This is a genomic window from Vibrio sp. Vb0349 (assembly GCF_033338975.1).
In genome coordinates this window covers 59,685-73,753 of record NZ_JAWOTS010000020.1, presented here as the reverse complement: position 1 = coordinate 73,753, position 14,069 = coordinate 59,685, and the positions used below count along the sequence as shown (strand labels likewise).

At 43.7% G+C, this 14,069-nt stretch carries 14 protein-coding genes and 1 other annotated feature; of the genes, 3 read left to right on the top strand and 11 right to left on the bottom strand.

Annotated elements, in window-relative coordinates:
• Positions 1 to 178: 178 nt before the first annotated feature.
• Together yaaA and R7Q47_RS18200 are read right to left on the bottom strand one after the other, a co-directional pair.
• On the bottom strand, positions 179 to 955 hold the full coding sequence (yaaA, locus tag R7Q47_RS18205; RefSeq protein WP_017821506.1) for a peroxide stress protein YaaA: 777 nt from the start codon (positions 953 to 955) through the stop codon (positions 179 to 181).
• Positions 956 to 1,065: 110 nt separating this feature from the next.
• Positions 1,066 to 2,499 (bottom strand): alanine/glycine:cation symporter family protein, encoded by a 1,434-nt coding sequence (locus tag R7Q47_RS18200; protein WP_005381800.1) that lies wholly within the window; start codon positions 2,497 to 2,499, stop codon positions 1,066 to 1,068.
• A gap of 721 nt (positions 2,500 to 3,220) precedes the next feature.
• On the opposite strand from R7Q47_RS18200, the gene R7Q47_RS18195 reads away from it, so the two are divergent.
• Positions 3,221 to 3,406 carry a DUF3545 family protein gene (locus tag R7Q47_RS18195; RefSeq protein WP_005381805.1) on the top strand — a complete coding sequence of 62 codons (186 nt, stop codon included), beginning with the start codon at positions 3,221 to 3,223 and terminating at the stop codon, positions 3,404 to 3,406.
• A 236-nt stretch (positions 3,407 to 3,642) separates the two neighbouring features.
• Here R7Q47_RS18195 and R7Q47_RS18190 read toward each other — a convergent pair whose 3' ends face one another.
• The 3 genes from R7Q47_RS18190 to nfo all read right to left on the bottom strand — a co-directional run bounded on the left by R7Q47_RS18190 (position 3,643) and on the right by nfo (position 6,162).
• A complete protein-coding gene (locus R7Q47_RS18190; protein WP_017821507.1) occupies positions 3,643 to 4,194 on the bottom strand; it encodes a hemerythrin domain-containing protein in 552 nt (183 codons plus the stop codon).
• Between the two features lie 113 nt (positions 4,195 to 4,307).
• Positions 4,308 to 4,988 (bottom strand): uracil-DNA glycosylase, encoded by a 681-nt coding sequence (gene ung / locus R7Q47_RS18185; RefSeq protein WP_005382846.1) that lies wholly within the window; start codon positions 4,986 to 4,988, stop codon positions 4,308 to 4,310.
• Positions 4,989 to 5,277: 289 nt separating this feature from the next.
• Positions 5,278 to 6,162, bottom strand: a complete 885-nt coding sequence (nfo, locus tag R7Q47_RS18180) for a deoxyribonuclease IV (protein ID WP_017821508.1) — start codon at positions 6,160 to 6,162, stop codon at positions 5,278 to 5,280.
• Positions 6,163 to 6,488: 326 nt separating this feature from the next.
• On the opposite strand from nfo, the gene grcA reads away from it, so the two are divergent.
• A complete protein-coding gene (gene grcA / locus R7Q47_RS18175; protein WP_005381814.1) occupies positions 6,489 to 6,866 on the top strand; it encodes an autonomous glycyl radical cofactor GrcA in 378 nt (125 codons plus the stop codon).
• Positions 6,867 to 6,977: 111 nt separating this feature from the next.
• On the opposite strand, the gene R7Q47_RS18170 is transcribed toward grcA, so the two are convergent.
• The 5 genes from R7Q47_RS18170 to thrL form a co-directional block, all read right to left on the bottom strand.
• Positions 6,978 to 7,637, bottom strand: coding sequence for an NADPH-dependent FMN reductase (locus R7Q47_RS18170; protein WP_053350217.1), 660 nt, complete (start codon positions 7,635 to 7,637; stop codon positions 6,978 to 6,980).
• A gap of 139 nt (positions 7,638 to 7,776) precedes the next feature.
• Entirely contained in the window at positions 7,777 to 9,057 is a 1,281-nt protein-coding gene (gene thrC, locus R7Q47_RS18165; RefSeq protein ID WP_053808594.1) for a threonine synthase, read from the bottom strand.
• Entirely contained in the window at positions 9,054 to 10,010 is a 957-nt protein-coding gene (thrB, locus tag R7Q47_RS18160; protein ID WP_041852994.1) for a homoserine kinase, read from the bottom strand. The genes thrC and thrB overlap by 4 nt, the downstream gene beginning before the upstream one ends.
• 20 nt (positions 10,011 to 10,030) lie before the next feature.
• A complete protein-coding gene (gene thrA / locus R7Q47_RS18155) occupies positions 10,031 to 12,490 on the bottom strand; it encodes a bifunctional aspartate kinase/homoserine dehydrogenase I (protein WP_104978801.1) in 2,460 nt (819 codons plus the stop codon).
• Between the two features lie 53 nt (positions 12,491 to 12,543).
• Positions 12,544 to 12,663: a sequence feature (Thr leader region), on the bottom strand.
• Positions 12,599 to 12,676 carry a thr operon leader peptide gene (gene thrL / locus R7Q47_RS18150; protein WP_074192076.1) on the bottom strand — a complete coding sequence of 26 codons (78 nt, stop codon included), beginning with the start codon at positions 12,674 to 12,676 and terminating at the stop codon, positions 12,599 to 12,601. It overlaps the preceding feature by 65 nt.
• 423 nt (positions 12,677 to 13,099) lie before the next feature.
• On the opposite strand from thrL, the gene R7Q47_RS18145 reads away from it, so the two are divergent.
• Positions 13,100 to 13,570: a ribonuclease regulator gene (locus R7Q47_RS18145; protein WP_175413426.1), complete on the top strand. Its 471-nt coding sequence runs from the start codon at positions 13,100 to 13,102 to the stop codon at positions 13,568 to 13,570.
• Here the strand turns inward: R7Q47_RS18145 and R7Q47_RS18140 are convergent.
• Entirely contained in the window at positions 13,567 to 14,049 is a 483-nt protein-coding gene (locus R7Q47_RS18140) for a putative 4-hydroxy-4-methyl-2-oxoglutarate aldolase (protein WP_005381822.1), read from the bottom strand. The two genes, R7Q47_RS18145 and R7Q47_RS18140, sit on opposite strands and share 4 nt — an antisense overlap.
• Positions 14,050 to 14,069: the final 20 nt, after the last annotated feature.

Below are 14,069 nucleotides of genomic sequence, written 5' to 3'. Positions count from 1 at the left end.
TTTAAGAAGAAAAAGAAAAAAGACGACAAGAAAAAAGTAGCGAAAAAGAAAACCGCTAAGAAGAAGTAATCTTGTTGGGGCCAAGTAGCTCAAGCTAGAAAATAACAAAGGGTTGGCAATGCCAACCCTTTTTCGTTTGTGCTGATAGAGATTAACGTAGACTACGTCTCAATCAGCTTTATTTTTGCTCTTCGCGTTTAAATACTAACTCTGTTGGCGTCGATTCATCTTCCACAAAGTAGTAACCCACCGTATCAAACTTAGTCAGGTCTGCAACGCTCTCAACACGGTTTTCAATGATGTAACGCGCCATCATACCGCGCGCTTTCTTCGCGTAAAAACTGATGACCTTGTATTGACCATTCTTACAATCTTTGAATACTGGCGTGATCACTTGCGCATCTAAATTCTTTGGCTTAACCGCTTTAAAGTATTCATTTGATGCAAGGTTGATAAGGACATTATCACCTTGAGCAGAAATCGCTTCGTTAAGCTTGTCCGTAATAACATTGCCCCAAAACTGGTACAAGTTCGTACCTTTGTCGTTTGCAAGCTTGGTACCCATTTCAAGACGGTATGGCTGCATCAAATCAAGTGGTTTTAGTAAACCATAAAGACCCGATAGCATACGCAGATGATCTTGAGCATATTCGAAGTCCGCTTCAGATAAACTTTCGGCGTCTAGCCCTGTGTAAACGTCACCTTTAAATGCAAGAATGGCTTGTCGTGAGTTTTCAGTGGTAAACGTTTCACTCCACTCTTGGAATCGGCCCACATTTAAATCGGCAATCTTGTCGCTCACTTTCATTAAAGAGGCAACATCAGCAGGAGTCAGTTTGCGGCAAACATCGATAAGCTCTTTTGAGTATTCGACCAACTCAGGTTGAGTAAATTTTTCTGTCGCTAACGGAGACTCGTAATCAAGAGTCTTCGCTGGAGAAACTACGATAAGCATGACTTTCCCTTCTCTAATTTTGTTTTTAATAGGGTACAAAAAAAGCCATGCATTGTCTGCATGGCTTTTTACATCGTACTAATAGCTTTCAACTATGAGTGATAGCTCACTTAGTCTTTTTTATCGTTGTACCAAATGCCTTCTTCAAGCTGAGATTTCAGCTCAGGGAAGTCATTCGCATCAAATGTTGGCACTTTGCCTTCACCAAGCTGGCGGTTGTAATCTTTTGCCAGTTTAATCACGATGCCAGATAGCAAGATGATCGCCACCAAGTTGACTATCGCCATCAGACCCATAGAGACGTCAGCAAGCGACCATACGACTGGTAACGAAGCTAGTGCACCAAACATCACCATACCAAGAACAATAACGCGGAAAATGCTTAAGCCCGCTTTATGATTGTGCTCTAGGAAGATTAAGTTCGTTTCAGCGTACGAGTAGTTTGCAATGATTGAAGTAAACGCAAAGAAGAAGATTGCCACAGCAACAAAAATGCCGCCCCAATCGCCAACTTGTGAGCTCAATGCACGCTGAGTTAGCTCGATACCCGTCACTTCTGTTGCTTGACCGACATACTCACCAGACATCAGGATGATAGCCACTGTTGCAGAACAGATAACGATCGTATCCATGAACACGCCTAGCATCTGTACGTAACCTTGAGACGCTGGGTGTGGTGGGTAAGGTGTTGCTGAAGCTGCCGCGTTAGGTGCAGAACCCATACCTGCTTCATTCGAGAATAGACCGCGCTTGATACCGTTAATCATTGCCTGTGCAATTGCGTAGCCAAGACCACCTGCTGCTGCTTCTTGCAGACCAAATGCACTCTTAAAGATAAGCATCAATACATCAGGTAATTTCTCGAGGTTAGAGAACATGATGAACAGCGCTAGGGCTAGATAAAGTAGTGCCATGATCGGAACGATCATCTCAGCAACTCTTGCGATACGCTTGATGCCGCCGAAAATAACAATTGCAGACAGTAAAACAACGGCAATACCGACATACAGGTTATTCCAACCAAATGCGTTGCTCATTGCATTGGCAATTGAGTTAGCTTGAACGGCGTTGAATACCAAACCAAAAGCGATGATTAGGAAAACTGAGAACAACACGCCCATCCAACGCATGCCCAGGCCTTTTTCCATGTAGTAGGCAGGGCCACCACGGTAGTTGCCATCATCATCTTTGGTTTTGTATAGCTGCGCCAGTGTGCTCTCAGCAAACGATGTTGCCATACCAAGCATTGCAATCAGCCACATCCAGAAGATCGCACCAGGACCACCCGCAGTCAATGCAACTGCAACGCCCGCCATGTTACCTGTACCAACACGTGCAGCAAGACTAGTACAAAGCGCTTGGAAAGAGGAAATACCAGCTTTGTCTGCTTTACGGCTGTTCTTAAGAACAGAGAACATGTGGCCGAAATGGCGGAACTGAATGAACCCTAATCGAACGGTGAAGTAAATACCAACACCAACAAGAAGATAAACCAGAATCGAGCCCCAGAGGAGATCGTTCATCAAATTGATTAAGTCTGTCATGTGTACCTCAAAGTGAGTTGCGCCAGTCTATGCGTCCTAGCCATCCACCAAATTGCCTGCTAAGTGTCAAAGTGTGCTTAGCTTTTTAAGTAATGTTTATGGGCAATCTAGAATCGTAAATGTCGCTTCATGCATCCATTTTACGTACCAGCGTATTTTTTGACGGGCGGATAATGCAACCTAGGAGCGCAAAAATCAATATGCAACAATAAGAATAACATTGTTATTTTTCACTATAAAGTCACCAAAAAATAACATAAATAGAAGACTTAACACTCAAACTGCGCAACATTTCAATTACCAAACACCAACATAAATAATTATTCCTCATTAAATGGAATGGTAAACCGTATAAACAAGAACAAGCTAGTATTCACAAGGTGTTACATAAATTTACGCTAGTGGCTTACCATCTAATTGAACACTATTTCATCAAACTGATTTTATGCAACTTTAACCTTTGCGCAGTGCACCCATTCATCAAATCGAATTAACATAGAAAATCTCTCTATTTAATCGTTTTCTTGAGATCGTTTGTGCATTTTTTATCCACATCGTTGCAATAAAAAGTGTGATTTTGAGAATATTTTTGCACGAAAATGTCATGCTACCGACACAAATGCGAAATATATCATGGTTATTCTCACGGCTATTGTGGTACTTAAAAAACTCCACAAGGACTGGTTACAACAGTTTAGCTTAAGAAAGGTAAAGGTGGCTTATGGAAGGCTTTCAACTAGATGACATTTTTAATCTGGATACTACCTCAACAACCAAATCTCGTGCCAAACCAGTAAAGCGAAAGTGGCGTGAAATAGAAGAGATGAACGACAGACGCAATTTGCTTAAAGAGCTGCGCGAACTTGATGTCTGTACCGATTATAACTTGGAAGACATTAAACTCTAATTCAAACAAAAGGCACCTTACGGGTGCCTTTTGTTTTTTGTTTACAGTGACCGTAAACACCGTGAGTTTATGTACCAAGGTTTAAGTATGAATACCATTATTACTCAATGAGAATCTTCCGTACTTTTTGCCGAGAAATATGCACACGAAATTTTCGTTTGATTCCCAATAAATAAGAAGTGTATCTCACAAACCCGAGAGACGACTTTCGCTCGCTCAGGTTTCATCATTCAGTCTTAAACATACTCAGTATCACTTTGACGAACACGTTCGGCCAGCTGCTTATAACGATCAGCAATCGTGTCACCAAATACAGGGTCATCCTCACTGACGCTCCATAAGCTCTCGACATGCTGCCAATCTTCTGTGGTAAATAACTCTTCAATGAGAGGCAAAATTTTTCGCTCTTCTAGCTCCAAGTGGCGCCTTTGCGATTCAATGAAATCTTCTAGGTGAGCGACGAACATGTCTTGTGGCACAACAGCATCCTGAAGGATCATCTCTATCACGGATGAAAACTCTCTGGTTTTACTCGCTAACTCTAGATGTTCTTTCTCTAAATTTTCCATGGTTTGTTGCTTACCATAGTGTTCAAGAAAGTGGTGATAGAGGATATCTTCTTTCGGGTGGTGTACTTTCTCCGAATGATTAGAGAGGTAATCAACAATCTCGCTTACTAACGCATAGTTGATTACACGTTCTTTTTTTATCTCATTAAGCTTATGGCGCAGTATCGCCAACAGACGAACCATATAACCATGTTCGCGTCGAATTCTTTCGATCATCATAGCGTCTCTCCTTAACACCTACTTTTAGTAAGTGTACATGAGAAATTTACTATCAGCCTCGAGCGTGCTCAAAAAAACAGCGATCATAGCATCCATGATCGCTGTCTCTTCATTTATACAGTTAATGGCAAATGCCAGTTAATTGGTGCTTTTTCTTGTGATGTAAGCAACTGGTTTGCTTGAGAGAAATGCTTACAACCGAAAAAGCCTCGATGTGCAGAAAGTGGCGATGGGTGTGGGGCAGCTAACACATGGTGCTTGTTGCGATCGATAAAGCGCCCTTTCTTCTGCGCGTGTGACCCCCACAGCAAGAACACTACACCTTCTTGATGCTGATTAATGGCTTCAATCACTCGGTCAGTAAACGTTTCCCAACCTGTCTTTGAATGTGAATGCGCTTTACCTTGCTCCACCGTTAATACCGTATTGAGTAACAATACGCCTTGTTCAGCCCAGCTTTGCAAAAAACCATGCTGAGGGATTTGGAAACCTTCAATATCTTGCGCCAGCTCTTTATACATATTAACCAGTGACGGTGGCGTTTTAATGCCAGGAAGTACAGAGAAACACAGGCCATGCGCCTGATTTGGGCCGTGGTATGGGTCTTGTCCTAGAATCACGACCTTAACGTCTTTGAACTCGGTAAAACGAAACGCGTTAAAGACATCTTTTGCGGGAGGAAAAATAGCTTTGCCTGCGGCGCGTTCGGCTTCAACAAAATTCAAGGTGTCTACAAAGTAGCTCTGCTTTTTCTCTTCGCCGATCACATCGTGCCAAGTGGGTGACTGATTCATGGAAAGTTCCTGTCCTAAATTTTGCTTCTATTCTAACGAGCGAAACTCAAACAAACAAAAACTTACCACGAACTTGAGACAAGTAATAAAAGACTAATGCTTCTGTGGCGTTCGAAAATGCCCCTGTCCGGTAATGTGACGATTAGGCATCGGTAAGCGAAGCACACGACGAGTGTAAGTATAAGGAGTAAAAGAGAATGGTCGAGACATGTTGGCATCCTTCTTTGCTAATTCAGAGATTGATGTTCAATGACTAAGAAAGAAAGGTGCCAACTTTGTGGTTACGCCATTAACTGTCAATGGCCGCTAAATGGAATTGACGCAACGTGTTGATCTCTTGCTGCCAAATATCTGGATCAATTGTTTCCAAAATCAGAGGGATACCATCAAAACGAGGGTCTTTCGCGATGTACTCAAAGCAATCCCACCCGATCTCTCCTTTACCTAGAGAATGGTGGCGATCTACTTTGCTGGCAAACTCTACTTTTGAATCATTTAGATGCATTGCTCTTAAATAGTGCATACCTACGATACGGTCGAACTCTGCAAAGGTGCGCTCGCAATCTTCTTTTGTACGTAAGTCATAACCAGCCGTAAAGGTATGGCAGGTATCAATACAAACGCCGACACGATCTTTATCTTCCACTTGCTCGATGATTTCAGCTAGGTGCTCAAACTTCCAGCCTAAGTTAGTGCCTTGACCTGCCGTATTCTCGATAACAGCGATCACATTCGGCACCGCTTTATGCGCAAGATTGATCGACTCGGCGATCGTCGCGAGACACTCCTGTTCAGAGACTTTCTTTAGGTGACTGCCCGGATGGAAGTTAAGCAAAGTCAGCCCCAACTGATTACAACGCTCCATTTCATCAATAAATGCCGCGCGGGATTTATTCAGCTTTTCTTCTTCCGGCGCACCCAAGTTAATCAGATAAGAATCATGGGGAAGAATATGCTCTGCTCCGAAACCCAGCATTTTACAGTTCGCTTTAAACGCACTGATGGTTTTTGCTTCTAAAGGCTTCGCCACCCACTGGCGTTGGTTTTTTGTAAATAGTGCGAAGGCATTCGCGCCAATTTCACGAGCTCTCAACGGAGCTTGATCGACCCCACCAGCAGCAGAGACATGTGCACCAATGAGTTTATTCCCAAGCTTGTTTTTCATGTTTGTCATTTAATCACTTTAGACTTTCAGTATTGCTACCTAAATACAGATAGTTGCGTTAACCAGTTTAAACTTTAATCTCAATTTGTAGTAAATTTACAACAAAACTAGTTATTAAATATTTTTTATATTATCAAATAAATTGTAATTAGTTTGTTTTCAAAGGTTTTATTGATTTAACTCAACAAAATTACCTTAATAAAAATAATGCTTTTGGTTGTTTTTTGACTTAAATCAATATTAAAATAGTGGATATTAGCTATATAATACTCAGCTCAACGAAAATTCGAAAATTAACACCAATAATCACCACGTAAGTGGTCTAGGAGATAGTGATGATCCAAGGTATCCAAATTACAAAAGCGGCAAACGACGACCTACTAAACTCTATCTGGCTATTAGATAGCGAAAAAAATGAAGCTCGTTGTGTTGCTGCAACTGCTGGCTACGAAGCAGACCAAGTTATCGCAATCAGCGACCTAGGTGAATACGAAAGCCGTGAAGTTGCAATCGAAACTGCTCCTCGTATCGAAGGCGGCCAACACCTAAACGTGAACGTGCTTAAACGCGAAACACTAGAAGATGCAGTTGCACACCCAGAGAAATACCCACAACTAACTATTCGTGTTTCTGGTTACGCAGTACGTTTTAACTCGCTAACTCCAGAGCAACAACGTGATGTAATCGCTCGTACTTTTACTGAGACTCTATAATCTCTCAGTAAACTAGCTCGCTAGAATTTAAAAAGCTTGGTCTGCAATGACCAAGCTTTTTTTGTTTCAGAATCCTTCTAAACCCTTTCTATAATGGAAAGCAACTCGCCTCTAAGGTGCATTTCTTTGCGAAGGATCTTTCTGAAACGCTTGCGCTAAAGAGGTTGGATCACGCCTATCTCTTTGCAGTGACGCCCCTTCAGCCCACCAAATCAATTGATGCATAGTGCGATTCATATAGTTATCCCACTGCGTCTGCTCCGACTCATCCTCAGCAACGCCCTGTTCATCAAACACTTCTTGCGCTTTCGGAATGTGGATCATCGCAGAGACAGGTAGACATCCAAGTTCAGATAAGAAGGTACGCATAGAAACGGCAGCTCTAACACCACCCCATTGTCCGGCAGAATAGGTCACGATAGCACTCGGCTTGTAAGAAAACAGCGAACTGCCGAAATGGTTAAGCGTGTTCGCCAGAGCAGGACTCATCGAATGGTTATATTCCGGGCTAACCATCACATACCCATCCGCATGTTTGATTTTGTCTGCCAGCTCACTTAGGTTCTGCGGAACTTTAGAGCGGTGATAAGCAAACTCGGGCTTAAACACATCACCAAAGTCGTAATTCAAAGGGTCGATGATTTCGACCGTATGTTGCGAATGTTGACTCGCGATGAGTTTTTCACACGCTTTACTGACTCGCATTCCTAAACGGGCTGGTCGTGGTGGCGTGCTGTCTCTCACTGAGCCAAGAAAAATCAAAAAATGCATGCTTCTCTTTCCATCTCATTTAGTTAAGTTCGTTTCTCAATCATAAAGAGAGTCAAAACTTACCGACAATAAAAAAGGTGAATGATTACTCATTCACCTCTCGTTATTTCTGTTTTTGATACTTACTATACTTTGAAGCTTACTGCACGCGGCGCAGTACTTGTTTCAATGCGTCAAAGTCTGCGTCGAGCTCTTCCGATAGCAGCTCCATCGCAGCGTGCTTCGCTAGTGGCGCAGGAAGCTCGATATCGGATTCTAGAATATCATCCACGACTTCTTTGAACTTCGCAGGGTGAGCAGTACATAGGAACAGACCGGTTTCACCGTCTTGCAATTGTTCTTCAAGCACTCGGTAAGCAATCGCACCATGCGGTTCGCATAGGTAGCCTAGAGCATGTAAATCTTTCACTGACTGTGCGCTTTGCTCATCAGATACTGCGCCTTTACCTAACGTCTCCAAGCCCCACTCTTTCACGCGGCACAGCTCTTCAATACGAGGCCAGTTGTTTGGTTGGCTCACGTCCATCGCGTTCGATGTTGTTGCGACTGTTGGTTTTGGCTCCCACTTACCTGTTTCTAGGTAGCGAGGAACAGTGTCATTGGCATTAGTTGCCGCGATAAAGCGTTTGATAGGCAAGCCCAGCGCTTTTGCCAGTAGACCAGCAGTTAGGTTACCAAAGTTACCACTTGGTACAGACACAACAAGGTTTTCACGCTCTTGCTTGCTCATTTGCGCAGCTGCTTCAAAGTAGTAACAGATTTGCGCCATCAAACGGCTGATGTTGATTGAGTTTGCAGAGTTCAGACCGATCTCTTCACGCAGTGCAGAATCATCAAAAGCTTGTTTAACCAGTGCCTGACACGCATCGAAGTCTCCATCGATAGCGATAGTATGGATGTTCTTACCAAGCGTACAGAATAGCTTCTCTTGCAGTGGGCTGATCTTGCCTTTCGGGTAAAGAATCACAACGTTGATGTCTTCCATACCGTAGAAAGCATGCGCAACGGCTGCGCCAGTATCGCCAGAAGTTGCCGTCAAAATGGTGATCTTGCCGCCGTCCGAAACCGCAGCAAGAGATTGCGCCATAAAGCGACCACCAAAGTCTTTAAATGCAAGTGTTGGACCATGGAACAGTTCCAGAGCGTAAACACCGTCTTTGACCTGATTAATTGGCGCAGGGAATTGGAATGCAGCATCAACAAGAGCATTCACTTGCTCCTCTGTAAGTTCATCTCCAATTAACGCCGATAGAATCTTAGTGCTACGAGAGACAAAGTCTTCTGCAAGCAGCGCATCGATATCTTCAAATTTTGGCAATTCCGATGGGAAAAATAGACCTTGGTTCCGGCCTAACCCTTGGCGAACGGCTTGGCCAAAGGAAACTTGTTCATCATTTTCTTTTATATTGTAAAGCTTCATAGCTCACTTCCTGTTACTTTCGAACCCTGCTTATCTAGACGACAAACGTGGACGAATCCTTCTTCGTTTTGTACGTAGTTTTGTTCTAACCAGCGAGCAACTCGCTCAGCGACATCTTTCTCTTTGCAAATACTGAACAGTGTCGGACCACTGCCAGAAATACCGGTTGCCAATGCACCCGCAGACGCTGCGTATTGACGTGCATTCGCAAAACCTGGAAGCAGTTTCTCACGATACGGTTCTGCGATCACGTCTTTGATCATTTTTGCAGCAAGTTCTGGCTGACCAGAATGACACGCATGAATAAAGCCCGCAAGGTGACGACCATGAGCGATGATATCTTGTCGGCGATATTGAGATGGTAGGATCTCACGCGCTTCTGCTGTTGATACTTTGATTCCCGGATACGCCATCACCCAGTACCAATCATCAAAACAAGGCACTTCTTGACTGATGATACCCAACTCTTCAAGCATCAACTGGACACCACCAAGGTAACACGGCGCGACGTTATCGTAGTGAATACCACCAGAGATCTTGCCTTCCATTTCCCCCATCAGTGCTAGCAGCTCAGTCTCATTCAGCGGTTGACCATGGAATCGGTTTAAAGCATCCAGCGCCGCCACGATAGAACATGCACTTGAGCCTAAACCAGAGCCAATTGGCATGTTCTTTTCTAGCGTCATTTCAAGTGGTTTTAGCTCAACACCTTTTTTATCTAGCTCGCGAGAAAACACCAGCCAACAATCGTAAACGATGTTTTCTTTTGGCTCTGTAGGCAACTTAGAGACAAAATTACCCGCAGTTTTCAGACTGAACGGCTCAGTCCCTGCCTTAACTTGCACTCTGTCACCTAGCAAGGTCCCATCCACTGGGGACACGGCCGCCCCCAGCACATCAAAGCCAACGCTTACATTACCAATTGATGCTGGGGCATAAACCACTACATCCATATCACTTGAACTCATTATTGTTATACCCCTAGTTTCCAACCTAAAGTACGCATCACGTCAGAAAATACACCCGCAGCCGTTACTTCGGTGCCTGCACCATAGCCACGTAACACTAGTGGGATTGGCTGATAATAACGGCTGTAAAATGCCAGTGCGTTTTCACCGTCCTTGATTTTATACATTGGATCGTTTTCATCCACCGCTGCGATGCTTACTGTGCACTTGCCCTCATTAATCTCACCAACGTAGCGCAGTACTTTGCCTTCTTCCGCTGCCTTTGCAGATAACTCTTTAAAGTAAGCGTCTGCTTCAGGTAAACGCGCCATAAATTCATCAACGCTACCAGAATCATCAAAGCCTGGTGGCAGAGCTTGATCAACCACAACGTCTTCTAGTTCTAGAGACATGCCTGCTTCACGAGCCAGGATCAGAAGCTTACGCGCGACATCCATACCAGAAAGATCATCACGAGGATCCGGTTCAGTAAAACCATTTTCTTTTGCGATATTAGTTGCTTCACTTAGGCTCATACCTTCATCTAACTTACCGAAGATGTATGACAGAGAGCCAGAAAGAATACCGCTAAAGCGCTCTAGCTCATCACCCGCTGAGATTAGGTTTTGCAGGTTTTCGATTACCGGTAGACCCGCCCCCACAGTTGTTTCGTACATCAGCTTGCGACGAGAGCTGCGCGCAACATCGCGAAGCTGATGGTAGTAAGCCATGCTTGCTGTGTTTGCTTTTTTATTTGGTGTAACGACATGGAAACCAGCTGCTAGGAAATCAGCGTATTGGTTCGCGATATCTTCACTTGATGTACAGTCAACCAATACTGGGTTGATGATGTGGTTACGTTGAACCAAAGAAATCAAACGCGCTAGGCTGAACTCTTCTGTCGCTGCCGACATACGATCACGCCAATGCTCGAGTGGCAGACCTTCACTATCAAGTAAAAGACCTTTGCTGTTTGCCAAGCCACACACGCGAATAACGATGCCTTTTTCCGCAAGCTTCGCCTGTTGACGCTCGATCTGATCCACCAGCTCACCACCAACGCCACCAATACCAACCACGAAGACGTCTAGGAAGTGCTTAGAGTTGAAGAGGTTTTCGTGACACGCTTTGATTGCTTCAGAGATTTTGTCTTCAGGAATCACGGCTGAGATAGCACGCTCAGATGAGCCCTGTGCAATTGCCACAATGTTTACGTTCACTTCAGCAAGAGATGAGAAGAAGCGAGATGCAACACCGCGCGATGTACGCATGCCGTCACCAACCAACGTTATGATTGAAACATTATCAATAAACTCGACCGGCTCTAATAAGCTATCTTTCAGTTCCAACTCAAACGCATCGGCCAGTACTTGTTGCGCTTTTGCTTTATCTTCTGCCTCAATACAGAAGCTAATGCTGTACTCAGAAGAAGACTGAGTAATAAGAACAATAGACACACCAGCGGAAGACATTGCGCCAAACACGCGGCTTGCCATGCCAACCATACCCTTCATACCTGGGCCGGAGACGTTAACCATAGTTAGGTCGTTTAGCGTCGTGATACCTTTGATCGCCAGGTTGTCTTCACCAGTGTCTTGCCCAATCAGGGTACCTGCACCTTGTGGGTTAAAGCTGTTTTTGATCAGACATGGGATGTGGAACTGCGCGATAGGAGCAATGGTCTTCGGATGCAAAACGGAAGCACCGAAGTAAGAAAGCTCCATTGCTTCTTGGTAGCTAAGAGATTTAAGTAAGCGAGCATCTTCCACTAAACGAGGGTCGCAGTTGTATACACCGTCTACGTCAGTCCAGATCTCACAACAATCTGCGCGCAGACACGCCGCAAGAACCGCCGCCGAATAATCAGAGCCATTGCGACCAAGTGTTACCAATTCACCTTTCTCGTTACCTGCGGTAAAGCCTGGCATGATGTTCACATGGCCCAGAGGAAGAGGGTTTTGGCGGAAGTTTTGCGTTGAAACGTCTACATCAACCATGGCTTCAAGGTGATCACCTTTTGCGTATAGGTATTCAACTGGGTCGATAAGATGTGCAGGCTGGCCTTTGGCTTCTAACACTGCTTTCATCAATTGAATCGAAACGCGTTCGCCTTTGCTAATAATACGTGCATTAACATTGTTTGGGCACATACCAAGAAGATTGATGCCATGAACGAATTGGCGTAATTGAGAGAGAGAAGTTTTCACTTGGTTATCGAAAGCTGAACCATCGATATTGGGTAGTACTGCTTGGACTTGAGTGAAGAGCGTTTTAAACGACTCCTCCAATTCTTTGATTTGTAGTTCTGCTTCACCATTGCGCAATGCGCCTTCAATGACCGAAACCAATTTGTTTGTTGTTTTACCAGGAGCGGAAAGAACAACCGCCACTTCTTCTTGTTGAGCGTTATTGGCAATAATGTCTGCCGCTCTCAAAAAGCGATCTGCATCAGCTAGTGATGATCCGCCAAACTTCAATACTCGCATCCCTTCCTCCGGTATATCTTCTTAAATTTGTCTAAATTCTGGATAAAAAAGCATAAAAAAAGGCCTGTATCTTGTTGGATACAGGCCTTTTTTGTGAATTTCTTTCGCTCAGCAGCCTGCCCCAACATGTGTCGTGTCGGTAATAATAATGGTCGTGGTCATTACTACTAGGCTGTTAGATGGCATAAATAAATATTCAACGTTAATTGTGTTTGCTTAACTCTACGTTTACCGAGTTTCTGATACATAGTCAACAAAAAATTGTTTGCTTTTCCATCTTTCAGAGATTTCTGCTAAGCAATGTCATTGATATTTATAGTTAATTACATATTATTGATCATTTGAAAATCTACAGTTAGTTTTTGTAAAGGACTTAACCATCATCACCAGTTCGGTTTTTTATCTAATAACTAGTCTGATCTTTGCCATAAAACGTACGATCAAATAATTCGAGAGGGTTGTGACACATAACAACAACTTAACTGTGACTTATGTTCATAGGATCGAATTATTTAGAAAATAGGTGAGCTAGCTTTCATATTCTATGCTTTAATAGTGAGAAGCTTTGGGCGCATACTAATAAAAAAGTTGACACAAGGAGTGGTGAACATGAAAAGATGGCTTTTTCTGTTGCTGTTTTTTGTGCCTGGTGTTTGTCTAGCCAACGAGCTTCCGCCGCTTCCAGGTAAAACATCCCCTTCTCCTCATAAACTATTCATTTCCAGCGACAGTTATCAGTCTGACAGTTTTGATGTTTGGAATATCGATACGGGTTACGCTTACGAACTTTTTGATTCGGTAGACGTTTATGTCGGTGCACGAGTCAATAACTCTCCTACCCAAAATCAAAGTGGTTTTTTGAGTGGGATCAGCTATCACTTTAATGATCGTGTCACGCTGAAAAGTACAGTTCGCTCTTACAAGAACGAAACAGCGGAAGGTATTCGCCAAGACGACAGTAGCCTCGCGGCTGAAGTATCAAGTCGCGTAAAAATTACCGATAAACTGGATTTTCACGCGACTCTTGATTACCAAGATTGGCAACAAGGCTTTGAGGTTGGTTTAGGCTTTCGTTTTTAGAAGTCTAGCTTTTGCTTAGAAATCAATACACCGTTCCAGTCCGCGTAAACGTAGTGCTTAGGTTGAACGATTTGGTTTTGCATCGTTAAGGTTACGTTTACCTCTCCTATCCCGCGTTTCTCTGTTTTAAACGGGTTGGTGCCAAGAGCTTGAACGCCAATGTCCATTTGAGATATTTGTGCTACATCGCGTATTGCACCATAGACAATGATGCCTTCCCACCCATTTTCTATTCCGAGTATCGCTAATTGATCGCCGAGTAATGCTCTCTGACACGATCCATGTCCGTCAACAATCAATACTTTACCCGTTCCATCTTCGCCCAGTACTTCACGCACTTTCGAGTTATCGTGATAGCAGCGCACCGTAACGATTTCACCGTAAAAAGCGCTACGTTGACCAAAGTTCTGCAATGGTAAAGTAAGCAAGCTCACTTGGTCTTCAAATTGGTCACAAATATCGGGTGTAATGTCTCTCATATTTCCTCCGTGAATTTTCT